This is a genomic window from Aeromonas salmonicida, from assembly GCF_028355655.1.
Classification (GTDB): domain Bacteria; phylum Pseudomonadota; class Gammaproteobacteria; order Enterobacterales; family Aeromonadaceae; genus Aeromonas; species Aeromonas salmonicida.
This window is the reverse complement of sequence record NZ_CP110645.1, coordinates 912,901-929,280: the sequence shown is the minus strand read 5'-3', so window position 1 is coordinate 929,280 and position 16,380 is coordinate 912,901. Positions and strand designations below refer to the sequence as shown.

Here is a 16,380-nt window from a genome sequence, read left to right as displayed (position 1 = left end):
TTCACACCGCCGGTTTGCTTTCAAAGTGGCGGGTCACAACGCCTGCCTCCGGGTCAATGCTGATAAACGCCGGGGCTTGCGGGTGGTACTGGTAGAGCAGCTCTAATTCAGAGCGAAACGCCTCGATGTTCGGTGCAATCACATGGTGGGTATCCCCCTCGGCGTAGGTAAAGGTCTCCAGCTTCTTCGTGTTAATCCAGATTCCGAAATACCAGGCATCTTGGTCTGTGTCGTATTGCTGCCAGCCTTGGGCCAGCAGTGTTCGGTCGTAGTAGTAGCGGTCTGCCTGATGGCTACCCCGGTCGATGCGGCAACTTGTCACTGTGAGCTCGAGTTGGATACGCCCCACCTTGTGGGCTCTCTTGACCCGACGCAGCAGCTTGAGCGCCTTGACTCGGCTGCGACTATTGCCGAGCGGGTGTGGTTGTGTGGCCCGCAATGCGAGGTGGGTCATTATCTTCGGAGCGGTATTGTGGTTGAGATGGCCGATAGCAGTGGTTATCTGCCGAGCGGTCAGGGTTTTGTAATCACGCAGGTCGTGCATGGGTGGGTTCCTTAAAATGCAAACAGCCCCTCGGTGTGAGGGGCTGCATGAGGTTGTGGGGAGGATTGTCTACAGCGATTGCTTGAGGCGGTTGATGTCTCGTTGATAGCGACGCCGGTGGCTGTGCCAAATCACCCGCTCGGCAGCAGCCTCCAGCAGTGCGGTGGTCACGGTACGAGGCAGGACCAGAGTTGCCCCCTCCCAGCTATCTAGGTCCAGCACGCCGGAGCGCACCAGTCCGGCCAACTGCGCATCGAGCTTGTGTGTCAGCTCCAGCGCTATGAACTCCTCGATATGAGCCCGGAGACTGGCGATAGCGGCCTCTGGCGATATTGGTGGTGCTGTCGGCGTTGTCATGTATGGCTGCTCCAATCCGGCGCGTCGTTGCTGCCGTGGTTAACGTAAGCCCCTACTATCACCCGCTGCCACTCGCCGACCGGTTGACCCGCTGCATTACAGGGGCAGCGAAAGCGGGCGAAGTTAATCTCTCGCGGCAGGTGCTCACGCATATCGCGGGGACTGACAAAGAGCGTTGTTTTGTGCAGCGCCGGGTTGGGCGCGACCAGTGGGCCGCCAATACGCCGTCCCTCCACATCGTGGGCATAGGCAAAGCCCGGTAGCATCAACTGCTGACTGATGAGCTTGGCGAGCCCTGAATGGGCACACATGGCCTCCGCTACGGCGGCCTGGCTAAAACTGTCCTTGAATTCGATCATGGGTGTTTCTCCCTTTCAGCTGGTGAGCGGTAGGCTGCTGCCAACAGCGCAAATTGTTCGACCAGATAGCTGATACTTATGCCCAGTTCATCACTGACCCCATCACCCAGACGGTGATGCAGGTGTGCCATGTCATCGGCAATGCGTTGGGCTGTACCATCCGGTGGTGAACTCGTCATGGTCAGGGTGATGGAGAGAGCCATCACATCTCTACCCAAGGTGCTTGCTCCCACAGTGACAACCGGGTCAGCACGTCTTGCGCCAGCGCTTGCTGAAACTGCTGTATCACCTTCACTAGCCGTGGGGCCTGCTCAGGGCTCCCGGTCCATTCGCTCGACTGGTACAGGGCGCAGCAGGTGAATTTGTACAGCGCCACCAGTTCGGCATCGGTGAGTGGTGCCTGATGGTAACGATGGGCAGGTTTAAATGGACTCAGTTTGGTAGAGCTGTGCTGGCGTGGTTCCTTGTGGTCCTGCGGACGCCCTAGCTGATAGCGATGCCAGACAGCCCGCCGATTGGCGAGCATCATCAACCGTACCAGCCGGTCTACCCGCCACGTCCAGATACTGGTCGTGTCTGCTGGCGCTATCCACCAGAGGGAGCGCAGCAACTCAAGGGTGTAGTGGGGTGGCATCGGGGCATTGCAAAAACGGTGCAATTGTACGGCAAAGGCAAGGTAGTCCTTGCGATCGATCATGAAAGCAGACATGGGAATGACTCCTTGAAATGAAAAAGGCCACCTGCAATGAGGTGGCCCAGTGGGTTGTGTCGGAATATTCGGATCATGGTGTTGGCACTGATGATCCGGGTTTGGGATGCTGCCGTTATTCGTGCGCTTGCTCTGCGTCTGGGTGAGCAGCATCGAACAAGATGGCGTAGAGCGCACAATCAATGCCATTGACGACATCGTGATGCGGGTAATAGGGCAGCGAGTCTCTGGAGCGTTCGAAGTAGTCGCCAAAGCAGCTGAGGCACTCGCGGATCTCGACGGTGGAGCCCTGCAGCAAGGTCCCTTCAAGCCGCTTGGCATAAACCGGGTCATCACGCGCCTTGGTGACGGCCTTTTCCAGCAACGTCAGAGCATCCTCGTTGCAGGTGGCTGCCAAGCGATGGCGTAGCTTCTCGAGAGTTTCCTCAAGGGAATAGGGATTGGGTAATCGCATAGTGCGGGACCCTTCTTCGGTGGGCTAATGGCGCAACTGATGCAGTAGCGAATCAATGGCATCGATACAGTCGGCCTGGGTGAGCAGGTAGCCGCTCGGCAGATGGGCCACGATGGCGGGCTCTGCCTGTATCTCTATGTTGTCTGCCAGCCAGTTGCGCAGTTCGACGAGGATGTCGAGAGCGGTGAGGTGTGTTTTACCTAGGATAAGATTCATAGCAGGCCTCTCTCTTTCAGGGATACCACGCCCTCGGCACCGACCACCAGATGGTCGAGCAGTCGCACATCGACCAGCGCCAAGGCCTCTTTGAGGGCTTGGGTAAAGACCCGGTCAGATTGACTGGGTTCAGGGTCACCGCTGGGGTGATTGTGGACCGCGATAATCGAAGCACTGCAAAGCAGTAACGCCCGCTTGACCACTTCCCGTGGGTAGATGCTGGCGCTGTCCAGGGTTCCGCGAAACAGCTCCTCAAAAGCCAAAACACGATGTTGGGAGTCGAGGAACAGTGCACCAAACACTTCGTGCTCCCGGTCCTGCAGCAGGGTTTGCAGCCGTTTGGCGGCCTCTGTGGTACTAGTGATGGCAGTGCCTTTGGCCAGCCGCTTGCGGGCAATCTGGTTGGCGATGCGCAGCAGGTCTTGCTCGGTCACCGGTTCGGTAACGACATAGGTGCCGGGGCATTCCCCGGCTTTGAGTTTGTGGTAACGCATGTTGAATTCTCCAGAAAAAGAAAGACCCCGGCAGTGCGAGGCATACCGGGGCTAAATGCAGAGAGGTTGCTGGTTCACTTTGAGTGGTGTTCAGTTGGTTGTGGGGATGGCACCAGCCGTGCTGTGGATTCACGTTTCACCGGCATCAGCGATCCGGGGACCTGCACGGTGAGCGGGATAGCCAGTGCCAGGCTTAATCGTTCTGCCAGTTCGTAAGCGGGGCCGATAGTGTCGTAGTCAGCTACCCAAGTGGCCAGCGCCAATCCACTGCCCTCCACAGCCCGCAGGTAGACGCTGTAGCCGTGTACGGTAATGCCACTGTCACGCACCACCTGCGTCTCGCCATCTCGATTAATCGCTTCAAGCTCAACGGCTATCGGTTGTTTGGGCATCGTGTGCCTCCTCTTGGGGTAAGGGGTCACTCTCCACGCAATAGCCGTGATGAATGCAGGTACGCTGCAGGTCGCTCAAAAAGCTGCCCAGTACACGGGGCTGCTCAGATAGTGGGACGGGTCCTGCCTGGCTGCGCCAGAAAGAGCGACGCGTGGGGTCCACACAGATTTCATCCACGGGCTGGCTCATGGTGCGCCAGTCCTCGGCATTGGTGAGGGAGAGCAGTTGCCACTGCACTCCAGACCAGCGCAGATGCAGCGTGACGGTGCGGGCGTTTGGACTACCAGGAGTGAGGTGCAGCAACCAGCACTGACCACTGTGGGTGAGGGTTAGCTTAGCCTTGGCCGCTACCAATCCCAGCCACTGACGTAAGGTGTGGGAGAGCGCCAGTTCGTTAGTCATCACACACCTCCTACTCCCCACTGACCATGACGGCAAAATACCCCAACTGGGCGTAGCTAATGAAATTGCTCTGCCACAGGGTAAACAGTTCCCGTGCTTCCACGTCGGGCAGAGGTCCCCAGCCCTGCAGATAGTGCTCGTCGCAGGAGAGGTTGAAGTCGAGCTCCTTGCAGAGTTCGGCATCCTGACCCAGCCCCTGGTAACTGAAGTCGGTGATGTAATCGAAGACCCAGCCGTTTAATCCCCGAATAAGCCGCAGCTCTACCGGATGGACACCACCCTTTTCGGCACTGTAGCCGGGGCTGCGAAAGTTAACAGTCAGGGTCGAGAAGTCGGCTAGGCTGAGCTGCTGTTTCCGCACTGCTTTGCGCAGCAAGTCAGGTAGTTCGGGGGAAATCGGCAGGGCCATCCCTGCCAGGTGAAATGGCATGGTCATCATGGTGTGTCCTTTCGTATCGAATGTGAGGTGCATTAATCCCTGAACCAACGCCAGGCGCGGTAGAGGCCGTAGGTAGCGGCGAGGGAAAGCGTGATGGGGACAGCAGTGGTGCTCAGCAGCGAACCCGCGGTTGCTGTGAGTACTGTGCGCGTAGACGTACTTTGCATGGAGCTGGTAGCCAGCCCTGCGAGTGCTGAAGTGGTGGGCTGACTCGCCACGGTGCGCAGCGCCTGATGGGCCACCCACCCGGTCGCAATCAGCTGGTTAATCTGTTTGCTGTAGTGAAAGCCCTCGATACACCAAAGCACGAAGTGTTCGCAGTTGTTAAAGAGGGTGCTGTAGTGCGCCTCCCCGAGGCGAGAATAGGCACGGTCGATACTCTCCTCCCGGTTGTAGGCGCGTGTCCCATGATGCTGGATGTAGTAATCGCGCTCTTGGCAAAACTCAGGCAAAGAGGTGATGGTTATCTGGCCAGACAGTTCACCGGCACTGAAGCCCAGGTAGTGAATGACCTGGTGGTCACCCAGGTAGAGACCGTGGTGCTGGTAACCGGTGCGTGGGGAAACGAGGTGGTCCCCTGATTGCGGTAATGGCATAGACAGTTCCTTAAACGAAATGCGGCATAAAACAGAGGGCACCCGAAGGTGCCCTGATGGTGGTGAATGTGTGGTGGCTGGTGGTCAGGATTGCTTGCGCAGCGTCAAGCTGTTGGGATCCCATACCCAGCGCTGACGAGGATTGCCGGGCAGGTCGAGGATGAAACCGTTGGGGTCGGGGGTCAGCTTGCCTTCATCGCTGCAGGTACCAAAGGGTTGTGAAAGCATGGTCAATGCCCCCGTCTGAACGACCGCTAACTGATAGAGCACCGGGCATGCCACACCGCCACTGTGCAGCTCAAACAAGACCGCCTGCCCGTTGGCCAGCGGCAAACGGTGCGTAAGTTTGATGGCGTCATATTCATAGGTGCGCAGCAGCACCTCACCCCCATGCCGGATCTCGATGCTGTCATCGTCATTTTTCACGATGGTAAATGACGTGGTACTTGATGCAGTTGACGCAGGTGCAAAGGAGGGCTCGAAGTAACGACTGCCATCTGAATAGGTCAGCATAAAACCGTTCAGTGAAACTGGCTGGCTGACACTGGGTATGAGCCTTGGCTCATCTTCATCCTGCGGCATCAGCATGATGCGATCCCCTTTCGAGGTCTCTATCCAAAACTGCATGCTGGCGAAATTGAGGGTCCCTTCGACGCTGGCCGGTACCCGCTTAGTGACCGTTGGCACAGTGAATTGAGGCGCAGCCCAGGCCGGTAAGGCAAACAGCGATAACCATGTGCACCACAGTGCCAGTTTGATTTTTTCTGTCATGTCACTCTCCAGACAATTATTTAATGGTGTAAGAGGCATTGCCCAGATTGGTGAAGAGGGTGACCTCTCTCAATCGGCACGGCTCGGTCATGACCAAGAGCCAGCGTTGGGTGTAATTGAGCTTGAGCGGGAAATGGGTCCCTCCGAGCTGACCACCGATGTCATTGCGCAGCATCACCCGGCATTTACTCTTGCCGCCATTGATCAGCACTTTCTGAATGGTGACTTGATCGTTGAGCGAGGTGACAGATATCTGAGGTCGCCCGATAGCTGTGTATTCCACTTCCAGAGTGAATTCTGGGCCATCGGCAGATTCAGCATTACAGGCACTCAGTGATAGGCCACAGGCCAGCAGTAAGGGATAAAGCAGTGTGCGATTCATAATCTCTCCTTAATAAAAATGGCAAAAGGATGCCTGACCGACGAGGCGAACCTGTCGGGCTAACGGGTGTAAACGTAATGGGTTAATGGTGGTGCAGGGCCACCAAGGGGATGGATTGAGGTTAGGTCGTGTCGAACTCCTTTCGATGTTGGGGTGACTATTTCAATGAATTAGATCTAATGGGGTGATCCTCATCGAAAAGGGTCCTTAATGTCAATGGAAGTCCATAGTCAACTATAAAGGTTGACTGGAGGACTTATGACAAGCATCAACTCTGAAGAGCTGGCAAAGAGCGTGGGCAAAGCGATTGGACGCCAACGCCAGCAGGTGGGGCTGACCCAGGAGCAAGTCGCAGAGCACCTAGATATTGGGATGGAAGCGGTCTCTCGGATGGAGCGAGGTCTCGTAGTGCCGACCGTGGTACGGTTAGCAGAGCTCGCACAGCTGTTTGGTTGTGAGCTTGCAGACTTCTTGCGTGAGACCAGCAACCGCCCCACCGAACAAGGCATTGTGCTCAGCCAACAGTTGGCCAAACTCGATACAGCGGACAGAGAGCTGGTGCTGGAGGTGGTTGATAAGCTGGTGGCACGACTGACGCCTTAACAGCTTGCAGTGCGCATCTATGACTGACTGACACCCGATGCCAGGGTCAATAACTTGGGAGGCCGCAATGGCGCTCCCAAGCTGCTTTACAGCGATATGTGTTTACTCTCCCTTGATAATATCTATCTGAGTTACTTTTCAATCGGACCGGCAGAGCGATAATCGTGATCTACCAAGACGAAGTTCGGGAACATCATCCACTTACCTATTTGGATGGGTAAATACCTGTCCAGTATTTTATTTAGGCCCGAGAGTGGAGAGGTAGAGACCGTTGTCTGGCTTTTTTCAGTTGTATGACCTCCTTTCCTCGGCTGTCACTGGTGAGTGTATATCTGTGCCTAAAATAAAGCATGGCATCCAGTCGCGTATCGCAAATCGCTCGTTATTCGCATTCCCTTGAGGCATCGCTCGGTGATTGAGGGGTATTATTATATCGGCGTTAACACATCAAGGCGTCGCTTATCCAATTCTAGGTTGATACCGTAGTCATCAAGAAACTTACATTGCAGCTGGTGGCAAGAGGCATATAAGATTAACACTCTCACCCTAGTTTTCATATCATGAGCGATACGATCATGAGCTCAAATATTACGACCACCTTTGAGGACACATCTGTTCCCAGCTCAAAACATTTTGCTTCTACTGGAGTTTTATGGGGCTACACCACATTATGATGCTGAGATACTCGTGCGAGGGGGACGTGATATCATAACCCTTGCGAACACTATAGGCATGAGTATATAGAGGCTCGAAAAAACATTAGACATTAATTCAGTCTGTTTGTTAATTAATGTCATTTCTACATTATTCAGTGAAATCTTAAAATATTTTTTGGTAATGGATTATCAAATCCTTGCCAGGGTGGACTTGCCAGTGCAGATCATGCTTTTAATAAGGTGAAACATATAAAACATCCGATGGAAATGAATTTAATAAATTATTACTACAGATAGGAGTATAGAGAGACGGATATTAGAGGGTTTATTTTAAATGTCGTAATGAGAATGTCCGATAACCGCAATGCACCATGCATAGAGATTAAAGTTCAAGCAACCTTATATGAGGTTTTGTGGCGGCAGCCACTAGCATCCATGAGACTCGTTTGTATGTGATATATTTGACATTTTAGATATTTTTGATATTTGTATCAAAGAGTATCCGGAGCTCTCTTTTTTTAGATTGCTGGCATCTCGCGGATAAGGGAAGGAAGTATAACCATACACCAGAGTAGATGCTGCCGGATTGGGTCGCTGTCATGTCATCAGAGCATAAATCCATGGTTTGTAACATCCTCGCCTAGTGAAAATATACCTAATAATAAAAACATGTTCAAATCATTATTCATAGATGTGTTTGGCAGTGACATACATCAAAAGGTGTTCTTGCTCTTAGTTAACGGAAGTTACGTACCCAGTTGTTATCCGTATAATTCCGGTATGAACCAAGAACACCTCGACCTTTACCCTGACTCCTGTACAGAACCTCAGTTAGTTAAAGAATGCTGATACCTGAACAATAATTCTACAACTTTAGTATTTTTACCCAATGCTATAATGTTCTCAACATCATCCCCAGGAACAGATAAAAACAATATAATCGATAAATGGTCTAGTAGACAGACACCGAGTGAAGAACCACCTATACAGTGGATCAGGTTGTCAGTTAAATCTTCAGGTAAGATAACGTGTGCACTTATTAGGTCACTTACAAATAATTCAGGTGTTGACTCCGTGTTCACTTTATCTAACCCAGCGAGTATTTTTCCTGATATCAAATTAAACCGTTCTAGTAAATCGTGACAGATCATCGAGGAGGCGTAATTTATATCAAGAAGGTTCACTCTCAAAATTTTGGAGTCGTTCGCATCAATTATATTATTGTCCGTAGAGGTGTGCCGTGCAACAGTGAAGTTATAACTGTATATGGCCTGCAATATGATTGCGTTATAAGTATTATCTCCGGTGATTATAGAATATTTGATATAATCATCTTCGGAAAGCCAAGAAGTATTGGAGGATGTAGTTACATGAGACGGTCTAATTACAGGGATGAAAACAATCCCTTGGTGATTTATAATGTCATTTACTTGTTGCATTAACGATTGATGTTTTATTTTTCTTCTCTCTAGCTTATAAATGAGTCCAACGTAAAGCACTGCGAGTGAATACTTAATGAAGCCAAACAGTGGGTAACTTTTCTTCACTGCATTCTCAACTATCTTTAAAGCCGCATCTGGATTATTTAGTTTAATACAGTTCAGAGCATCGATTAATGGCGTGTATTGAGCATAATGTATTTCAACTCGATTTTTAGTTTTATGCTTTAGTTCTGCCATAGCGAATATGGATTTTTTATCAAACACTATAATATTCATATCAATAGCGGCAGTTTTATATTTTGAATAAATGGCATCTTCACTGATTACCATAGGTATATCGAATTGAGGTGGAAGAGACACCATCTTTGACAAATATAATTCCTGTGTTGGGAATGGAGCTAGCATATCCAAATAATTAGATGGTAACCGTGTTTCACACAATTCAAGGGCGTGATAAATAATGTTGTCTAAGTTGTTTTTCTTCTTGATGCTTAAGAGTCTTTTGGGCTCATAGCTGAGATATTTACATGCCAAAAACTCATTTATATCAATGTCATTGTAATTCTCATTAAGAGCTGCGTGCAGGCTTGATTTTAAAGCATCTTCATCACCCTGTATGGACATTGCATTGTAAATTTTACAGAAATACCCAAACATATTTGTTTTGGTATCGATATCTTGAAGGATGATAATCGCGGTGTAAGCTGCGGTAATTGGTTGAATGCTAAAGTTTTCAATTTTTTTCTTGAAAATCAACTTGTTACACACATCAATTTTTTGATTTAATGTCACACATGTTTGATTGCCTTTCTTAGGTAGTTCATCTAAGTATTCTAGTAGCTCCAATATTAACGAAGCAGGTTTTTCATAATCGACTTTAAGCACCTCGCGATTTGCAGTGAAATAGTGATCTATATAGTCAATCATATATTTTCGTGCTGTTCTTTTTCTGAGTTTATCCTGCTCGCCATCGAGTGTTACCAGCCCTTCTATTGCTAGGATCCGGTTAAGATGATAGTAGATGGAGTTTTCATCAGCCTTCTCTTTGAAAATCAATATGTCTGCACATATTAGAGGGATTAATATGGTAGCAATATAAAACTGGTTGATATCATCTGCGAATGCTTCAACAACATTGGTTTGCCGAGCCAGACCAATGTACACACTCTCCAATATGTCAACATGATTGGAAAGAATGTCAAGTGACAAATGACTGCCGACATGTAGCCGTCTACATATTTTTTCTAGTCTTGGTCGGTATTCATCTCTATCAGATTTTGCTGGATCAACACTTTGAAAGTGTTCACGGTGCGCATCGAAAGGGCGTTTACTTGTTTGCTCTGTTTTCCGAGCCTTATGCCAAAGACCAAGGGTGTCTTCTACAGAGTAGATAAATTCAGCAAAGGGATGTGTCTTCATGATTTACCTGTTGGGTTCGTTGCAGGGTGGTCGAGCGTATGTGCGGTTTGTGAACACTCAAGATCTGTTTCGATGAAAGCATCGTTGGATATACACGATTGAGTTGATGTTGGTAAGTGTTGATTGCTCAATTTATGCTCACAAAATATGGCTTTCGCTCAATAAATGTTCGTGTGTTTGCCCACGATTGGGTCCGTAATTTGTCCCCCTGACACGTTACCCCCAGGTCCACCATAATGCGAGCTCATCCAATCAGACGTTAGAAGGACATCACATAATGCAAGAAGCAATAGACCGCATCATTAGGATGCCTGAGCTTACAAAGATGATTAGCCTAGCTAGATCAACGATTTATGACAAGTTGAACGCCAGGTCTTCCCGGCATGACCCCAGCTTTCCCAAGGCGATAAAGCTTGGCAAGTCAGCGATCGGCTGGCGTCAGAGCGAGGTCAATCAATGGATAGCAACCAGGTCGCAAAGTAGTCAAGCAATGGAGGTCAATAATGAATCAACACAGAGCCATTGAAGCTGTCATTGAGCGGTTAGATCAGTCCCTTTGGGATCCACTGGATGTCGTCGCCTATAAAACAAAGGCCCCGAGATTTATGATCTTGACTCAAATATTGTCTGTAATAGCTATCGCATCGCAGCAGTTGGTAGATATTAGCCCAAAAAGCGAAATGAAAATCCCAGCATCGCTATACATTCTAATTCTAGCGGCTTCTGGTGAGAGAAAAAGCACGGTCGATAAGCTGCTCATGAAACAAGTCCGTGAATTTGAAAAATGCTTGGCTGAGCAGGTAGAAGCTGCACAACAGAAATATCAGGTCGAACTAGAATTGTGGAATATGAAGAAGAAAGTGTTAAGCAAGGAGTTAGATGAAATGTATAAAAAAGGTGATGAGCAGCCTGTTCTAATAGAGACATGGCATACTCATCATGCAAATATGCCTGTAGCTCCGGTAGTTAAGAGGATTTTAGCTGAAGATATAACTATCGCAAAACTGAAGTCGATGTTAGCTGGAAAAAATACGTCATTAGCTCTGGTGTCCGATGAGGCAGGGACACTACTGTCGAGTGACTTGATGAAAGATAATGCATTGTTTAACTCTTTATGGTCAGGTCAAACTATACGTGTTGACAGAGTCAATGCCAATGAAGCTCATATTGAAGGTGCTCGTTTGACTTTGAGCATGCAAATCCAACCTGATATATATAGAACATTCAGAGATAGTAATGGTGATGCGATGAGGAGCTCTGGATTAGACGCTCGAATTTTACTTTGTGAGCCTGAGTCAGAGATTGGCTATCGTCAAGAAGATAGAAATGAGAGCGCATCACTAGAGGATCAAATTAAATTAGGTAGATTTAACTCCAGGATTGATTCTTTACTGAAAGAAGGGCTCGAGATGAGAGCACAAGGCAAGGAGCGTCATTGCCTGAATTTAACAGAAAGTGCTAAGAAAATTTGGAATGACAAGTTCAATGACATTGAATACGCAATGAGGCGTGGGGAATATTTGGAACACTATAAAGATTTTGGTTCAAAGTTTATGGAGCAGGCGTCAAGAATTGCGGCGGCACTTCATGTTTTTAACAATGTAAACTACAGAACCGCGCTTGTGACTCATGAAACTATGCAGACTGCTATTGAACTGGCTGAAATATACTTACATCAAGCATTGATAATATTTAGATCGCCCGAGGCTAGGGAGTTCGTGGACGAGACACATGTTAATAAGCTACTGGAGTGGATTATTCATAACTGGAATAATGAGCTGTTTTTGAAAGGTGACATTAGACGAAGTGGCCCACATTGCGTTCGTAATTCGAATAAGCTAGAAGATGCAATAGAAGTTCTTATTGCTCGAGGAGATATTATTTGCTTTAAAAAGAAACAGTCAATCTATATTTCTTTATCGTGGAAGAAATACCCTAGGCTTGTTAGGCGCTCTTTGGTACGCACCAGCGATAGGATTTATGTTAGCGATCTCGTAGAGTATCAAGGGAAACGCCACTTAGGGATACCATCAATTGATCTTTTTAAAAGGTCGTTGATGGACATGAGAAATAAACTGCGAAATTAATAGTTGCTCCATGAGCTTTTATTGATAGTTTAGCATTAACTATTGCGATACCTCGCCTTAAGTAACTTAAGAGTGTTGTTATATATGGATGTATCATTATTGCATCTTAATTAGGAACCTTATGTTTATATTTCAGTGTATATATCGATTTGATTGAGTTGTGAGTTAGGTTATTTAAATAAGACATAGTGCGGTATATGTATTATATATAACAATACATACACTCTTATATACATCCATTGCCATGCACACTACTAACAATACAGCATATACGCTATGCAACCTAATGATGAGAGGAGCATGAAGACTACATGCCTCTAAGCATGTACCACTATGGATAGCATCCAGAGCATGGTGTATTTTCTTAAGCAAAAAACATATCTATTTATTTAATCCAATAGAACTATACCCCTGTATTTATTAACCAAGGTAGGGACTCCTATGTTGAATCACTTAAAAAATTCAGTATTGAAGATGAAAGCGCTTACTAGTTTATACGCATACAGTTATGGCCCTATGAATAGTACTTATTTGAGGCGTAGCTTAGATGTTGTTTCCGGTACCCTGGCTAGGTATCCTCGTGTTTATGCTCTGCGTGTGGATCTGCGCTTTGCTAGTGAGTCGCCTGAAGATGATACTGATACGCTGACGTGTTTACAGCGTTCAGATTCATCAGTGATCACTCGCTTTATGGAGTCACTGAAAAGCCAATTACGCGCAGACCATTATCGTCAGAAACGGTGTGGACCTCCGTCACTACCAACCTTCATCTGGTGTCGGGAGCAGGAGTCTTCGGCATCACCTCATTACCACCTGATGCTGCTTTTTAACAAAGACGTGTATGCCTTCCTAGGGGATTATCGGGATTATGATGCCAACAATATGGGAACTCGGATCCAGAAGGCGTGGTGCAGCGCGTTGAGCCTCCTATACCCTGACAATGCAACGTTAGTGAACTTTCCTGTAAATCCACAATACAGGTTTGACCGTAACTCGGCGCGAAACTTAGATGATAATTTCAGCGCATTTCTATTTCGTCTGGCTTACCTAAGTAAACAGAGAACTAAGGTTATGGACGGACAACGCAACTTCGGTTGTAGTCAATTACGATAAGATGCTTGAGCACATCAGTGCTCATTAGTATGCTATAGAAAAATCCCTACGAATTTAATTAAAGGATATCTATGAGTGAATTTCTGAAAGTGCTGTTGAACATCCGTAGCCTGCGGGCAGCACTGCGTGAGTTGTCTCTGGAGCAAATACAAGAAGCCCACGAGAAGATTGAAGCGATTTATCTGAAGCGTCTGGAGCACGCAGAGAAAGAGCAAGCCGCCAATGCCGAGCGTCAGCAAAAGCTGGCTAAGTTCCAAGAGATGTTGGCCGATGCCGGGATTGATCCGGCTGAGTTGGTAGGCAGTACTCCAGTAGTTGCGAATGTGGCCAAAGCTAAACGAGAGCCTCGCCCCCCGAAATACCGTTATGTCGAGAATGGGGTAGAGAAAACCTGGACCGGTCAGGGCCGTACACCCAAGTTCCTGGCTGAGCAACTCGAGCAAGGTCGTCAGCTGGATGACTTCCTCATCTAAAGCAGACAAGGCCATGCCGATAGGGTGTGGCCTTTCTGTTTACAGTGTCCCGTCCTGAATATGGTTTACACCTTTCCCCCAATAAATGGAGAGCCCGATGGGACAAGGTGTGAAACGGACACAGCGCGATTACTCGCTGACTTTTAAACTGGCATTGAAAAAGGCGAGCTCACCTACAAACAGGCTCAGGTGCATTATGGCATTCAGGCCAACTCGACCATTCTGGTATGGTTGGGCGTTGTTGCCCAAATTAATGCAGCTTGAATGGAACTAACTGAGGGCGCGGTGATCTGATCACCACCACCCTCTTCAAGTCTGCATCATGGGCACGTCGCTTCACCCCATCACCAACTGGTCTAAATACAACAAGTCTTTGATTAACCCTGGTTCACTCACCTTTGGGTTGATGCCGAGGCCATGAGCAACTGGTTTCACCACGACCATCATGGGCGGCGGGGCCGCAGCCAGCTTTACACTGACCAGACCATTTCTACCTTCCTTATGCTCAAGGGGATTTTCAACCTCATTCTGCGGGCCACTCAGGGGCTACTCGACTCCCTGTTCGAGTTGATGAACGTACCGCTTTGTGCCCCCGATTACAGTTGTGTCAGCAAGCGGGCCCGCAGGGTGACAGTGGCCTATCGGCTGCCCAGCAAGGGGCGCATCACCGACCTAGTTATCGACTCGACTGGCCTGAAGGTGTTTGGTGAAGGCGAGTGGAAGGTCAGAAAACACGGCGCCGAGAAGCGGCGAGTCTGGCGCAAGTTGCACCTGGCGGTTGACCCGGTGACCCACGATATCGTGGCGGCAGAGGTGTCTAAAGAGAATGTCCATGATGCCGAGGTATTGCCCACCTGACTCAACCCTCTGCGGCGTAAGCTTGGACATGTTTATGCGGATGGCGCCTATGACAGCAAAGCATGCCATCAGCTTATCTTGCGCAAAGGGGCGACAGCCTGTATCCCGCCTCGCAAGAGCGCGGGGTTATGGAAAAAGGGACACCCAAGAAATGAGGCGGTGCTGGTGATGCGCAAGGAAGGGCTGGCGCACTGGAAGAAGATCTCGGGGTACCACCGTCGCTCGCTGGCAGAGACGGCGATGTATCGATTCAAGCAGTTGCTGACGGGGAAAATCAGTCTGCGTAACTACAACGGCCAAGTGGGAGAAGTCATGGCGTATGTACGCGCCATAAACAAACTGAATACCCTGGGCCTACCTGTCAGAAAGCCCCGAGTGTAGCGGTACCTGGCTGGGGAAGTCATGACTTGCTGGCTGATTTGGGCAACAACGCCGTATGGTTGCGTAAACATGGTCGGCAGGATTGGAGCCTGGGGGCTTCTGTGCGCGCCGGCAGGAGCATCACCATGCCTGACCCCGACAACAAAACGCCCGAACAGCGTATCAAGGAGCTTGAGCAGCAGCTGGCGTTGATGAGCCAGAAGACCCAGTTCTTTGAGGCCGTCGTCGATACGCTGAAGAACGACTACAGCGCCTCCATCGTAAAAAAGCGACCCGGCAAGTCCTCTCGCAGCGGCAAGTCGAGAGGCTGACCATTGTCAGGGGTTGCAGGTGGTGAGCTTCGTGCGTCAGGTACGTTTACGCCAACCACGGGAGGGTACCCGCAAGCTGCATTATCTGCTTCAAGGTCAGGATGATAGCTGGCTCAAGGTCGGGCGGGACAGGCTGTTTCAGATATTGACCGAGCACCGCATGCTGGTGCAGCCCAAGCGGGAGTATCACAAGACCACCCACAGTTTTTACCGTTTCTACCGTCATCCCAACTTGCTCAAAGCGGGGCTTAATTAGGTCACGCCGGTGGCACCGGAACAAGCGTGGGTCGCCGACATCACCTATCTGCCAGCCAAGAGCGGGCCGCTGTACCTGAGCCTGGTGACGGATGCTTACTCACACAAGATAGTGGGCCATCCCGTGCACGAGGGGATACATGCCGAGTCGGTTGCGATGGCGTTTAAAAAAGCACTGAAGCCACGGCGTGGCAGCGGGGCTGCTTATCCATCACTCGGACCGCGGCGTGCAGTATTGCTCGGGCCTGTATCAGTCATTACATGAATGGTACGGGGTGAGATGTTCGATGACCGATGGGTATGACTGTTACCAGAATGCGTTGGCAGAGGGGATGAACGGGATTTTGAAAGGAGAGTTGTTGTTGCAAAGCCCGCAGGACCTGGCTCAAGCGCGGGAGATGGTGCGTGAGGCGGTGGATATTTACAACGTGGAGCGACCGCATCATCATGCGTTTGCATATTACGGCCGATCATGAACACCGATTCCCGATCAGGGTGTTCACGTTGGCCGGAATAGCTGTTCAACCTCGCCGGGAATAAGCAGCAATCTCTTAATGAAACATAACCTGGATTTTTACACCCCATAACGCACCCACAACATAATCGACAACATTGCGGCCAATAGTACAAATTTCGATCTTCGGTAGCCTTTAAACTGACCACCTG

Annotated in this window: 20 protein-coding genes and 3 pseudogenes; 8 read left to right on the top strand and 15 right to left on the bottom strand. The window is 49.3% G+C overall.

Annotation, left to right across the window (positions count from 1 at the left end; translation table 11 throughout):
- Nucleotide 1 precedes the first annotated feature (1 nt).
- The 14 genes from ONZ54_RS04665 to ONZ54_RS04600 all read right to left on the bottom strand — a co-directional run bounded on the left by ONZ54_RS04665 (nt 2) and on the right by ONZ54_RS04600 (nt 6,116).
- Nucleotides 2-544: a hypothetical protein gene (locus tag ONZ54_RS04665; RefSeq protein ID WP_271787592.1), complete on the bottom strand. Its 543-nt coding sequence runs from the start codon at nt 542-544 to the stop codon at nt 2-4.
- 69 nt (nt 545-613) lie between these two features.
- Nucleotides 614-901, bottom strand: coding sequence for a hypothetical protein (locus ONZ54_RS04660; RefSeq protein WP_271787591.1), 288 nt, complete (start codon nt 899-901; stop codon nt 614-616).
- Nucleotides 898-1,260, bottom strand: a complete 363-nt coding sequence (locus ONZ54_RS04655) for a hypothetical protein (RefSeq protein WP_271787590.1) — start codon at nt 1,258-1,260, stop codon at nt 898-900. Before ONZ54_RS04655 ends, ONZ54_RS04660 begins: the two co-directional genes overlap by 4 nt.
- Nucleotides 1,257-1,463, bottom strand: a complete 207-nt coding sequence (locus ONZ54_RS04650; RefSeq protein WP_271787589.1) for a hypothetical protein — start codon at nt 1,461-1,463, stop codon at nt 1,257-1,259. The genes ONZ54_RS04655 and ONZ54_RS04650 overlap by 4 nt, the downstream gene beginning before the upstream one ends.
- Nucleotides 1,463-1,969, bottom strand: coding sequence for a hypothetical protein (locus tag ONZ54_RS04645; protein WP_271787588.1), 507 nt, complete (start codon nt 1,967-1,969; stop codon nt 1,463-1,465). The genes ONZ54_RS04650 and ONZ54_RS04645 overlap by 1 nt, the downstream gene beginning before the upstream one ends.
- Nucleotides 1,970-2,084: 115 nt before the next feature.
- Nucleotides 2,085-2,423, bottom strand: a complete 339-nt coding sequence (locus tag ONZ54_RS04640; protein ID WP_271787587.1) for a hypothetical protein — start codon at nt 2,421-2,423, stop codon at nt 2,085-2,087.
- A gap of 24 nt (nt 2,424-2,447) precedes the next feature.
- The gene (locus ONZ54_RS04635) at nt 2,448-2,639 is read right to left on the bottom strand and encodes a hypothetical protein (RefSeq protein ID WP_271787586.1); all 192 of its coding nucleotides are present in this window, start codon (nt 2,637-2,639) and stop codon (nt 2,448-2,450) included.
- Complete coding sequence (gene radC, locus ONZ54_RS04630; protein WP_271787585.1) at nt 2,636-3,133, bottom strand: RadC family protein; 498 nt, start codon at nt 3,131-3,133, stop codon at nt 2,636-2,638. The genes ONZ54_RS04635 and radC overlap by 4 nt, the downstream gene beginning before the upstream one ends.
- 74 nt (nt 3,134-3,207) lie before the next feature.
- Nucleotides 3,208-3,525: a hypothetical protein gene (locus ONZ54_RS04625; protein WP_271787584.1), complete on the bottom strand. Its 318-nt coding sequence runs from the start codon at nt 3,523-3,525 to the stop codon at nt 3,208-3,210.
- Nucleotides 3,500-3,928 carry a hypothetical protein gene (locus ONZ54_RS04620; RefSeq protein ID WP_271787583.1) on the bottom strand — a complete coding sequence of 143 codons (429 nt, stop codon included), beginning with the start codon at nt 3,926-3,928 and terminating at the stop codon, nt 3,500-3,502. Before ONZ54_RS04620 ends, ONZ54_RS04625 begins: the two co-directional genes overlap by 26 nt.
- 10 nt (nt 3,929-3,938) lie before the next feature.
- Nucleotides 3,939-4,364 carry a DUF2787 family protein gene (locus ONZ54_RS04615; RefSeq protein ID WP_271788246.1) on the bottom strand — a complete coding sequence of 142 codons (426 nt, stop codon included), beginning with the start codon at nt 4,362-4,364 and terminating at the stop codon, nt 3,939-3,941.
- 35 nt (nt 4,365-4,399) lie between these two features.
- Nucleotides 4,400-4,963: a lecithin retinol acyltransferase family protein gene (locus ONZ54_RS04610; RefSeq protein ID WP_271787582.1), complete on the bottom strand. Its 564-nt coding sequence runs from the start codon at nt 4,961-4,963 to the stop codon at nt 4,400-4,402.
- An 84-nt stretch (nt 4,964-5,047) separates the two neighbouring features.
- Nucleotides 5,048-5,734 (bottom strand): hypothetical protein, encoded by a 687-nt coding sequence (locus ONZ54_RS04605; protein WP_271787581.1) that lies wholly within the window; start codon nt 5,732-5,734, stop codon nt 5,048-5,050.
- Between the two features lie 16 nt (nt 5,735-5,750).
- The gene (locus tag ONZ54_RS04600) at nt 5,751-6,116 is read right to left on the bottom strand and encodes a hypothetical protein (protein ID WP_271787580.1); all 366 of its coding nucleotides are present in this window, start codon (nt 6,114-6,116) and stop codon (nt 5,751-5,753) included.
- A gap of 258 nt (nt 6,117-6,374) precedes the next feature.
- Between ONZ54_RS04600 and ONZ54_RS04595 the strand changes: the two genes are divergently transcribed.
- On the top strand, nt 6,375-6,719 hold the full coding sequence (locus ONZ54_RS04595; protein ID WP_271787579.1) for a helix-turn-helix domain-containing protein: 345 nt from the start codon (nt 6,375-6,377) through the stop codon (nt 6,717-6,719).
- 1,483 nt (nt 6,720-8,202) lie between these two features.
- On the opposite strand, the gene ONZ54_RS04590 is transcribed toward ONZ54_RS04595, so the two are convergent.
- Nucleotides 8,203-10,236: a hypothetical protein gene (locus tag ONZ54_RS04590; RefSeq protein WP_271787578.1), complete on the bottom strand. Its 2,034-nt coding sequence runs from the start codon at nt 10,234-10,236 to the stop codon at nt 8,203-8,205.
- A gap of 277 nt (nt 10,237-10,513) precedes the next feature.
- On the opposite strand from ONZ54_RS04590, the gene ONZ54_RS04585 reads away from it, so the two are divergent.
- The 7 genes and pseudogenes from ONZ54_RS04585 to ONZ54_RS04560 all read left to right on the top strand — a co-directional run.
- Complete coding sequence (locus ONZ54_RS04585) at nt 10,514-10,762, top strand: helix-turn-helix transcriptional regulator (RefSeq protein WP_259235957.1); 249 nt, start codon at nt 10,514-10,516, stop codon at nt 10,760-10,762.
- Nucleotides 10,740-12,323 (top strand): YfjI family protein, encoded by a 1,584-nt coding sequence (locus ONZ54_RS04580; protein ID WP_271787577.1) that lies wholly within the window; start codon nt 10,740-10,742, stop codon nt 12,321-12,323. Before ONZ54_RS04585 ends, ONZ54_RS04580 begins: the two co-directional genes overlap by 23 nt.
- A gap of 441 nt (nt 12,324-12,764) precedes the next feature.
- Nucleotides 12,765-13,436: an inovirus Gp2 family protein gene (locus ONZ54_RS23235; protein WP_416995604.1), complete on the top strand. Its 672-nt coding sequence runs from the start codon at nt 12,765-12,767 to the stop codon at nt 13,434-13,436.
- A 71-nt stretch (nt 13,437-13,507) separates the two neighbouring features.
- A complete protein-coding gene (locus ONZ54_RS04575; RefSeq protein ID WP_271787576.1) occupies nt 13,508-13,909 on the top strand; it encodes an H-NS family histone-like protein in 402 nt (133 codons plus the stop codon).
- Between the two features lie 97 nt (nt 13,910-14,006).
- Nucleotides 14,007-14,143 (top strand): annotated as a pseudogene (locus ONZ54_RS04570) (IS3 family transposase); the annotation flags it as partial.
- Between the two features lie 88 nt (nt 14,144-14,231).
- Nucleotides 14,232-15,148: pseudogene (locus ONZ54_RS04565) on the top strand (IS5 family transposase).
- A 53-nt stretch (nt 15,149-15,201) separates the two neighbouring features.
- A pseudogene (locus ONZ54_RS04560) lies at nt 15,202-16,190 on the top strand (IS3 family transposase); the annotation flags it as partial.
- Between the last annotated feature and the right edge of the window lie 190 nt (nt 16,191-16,380).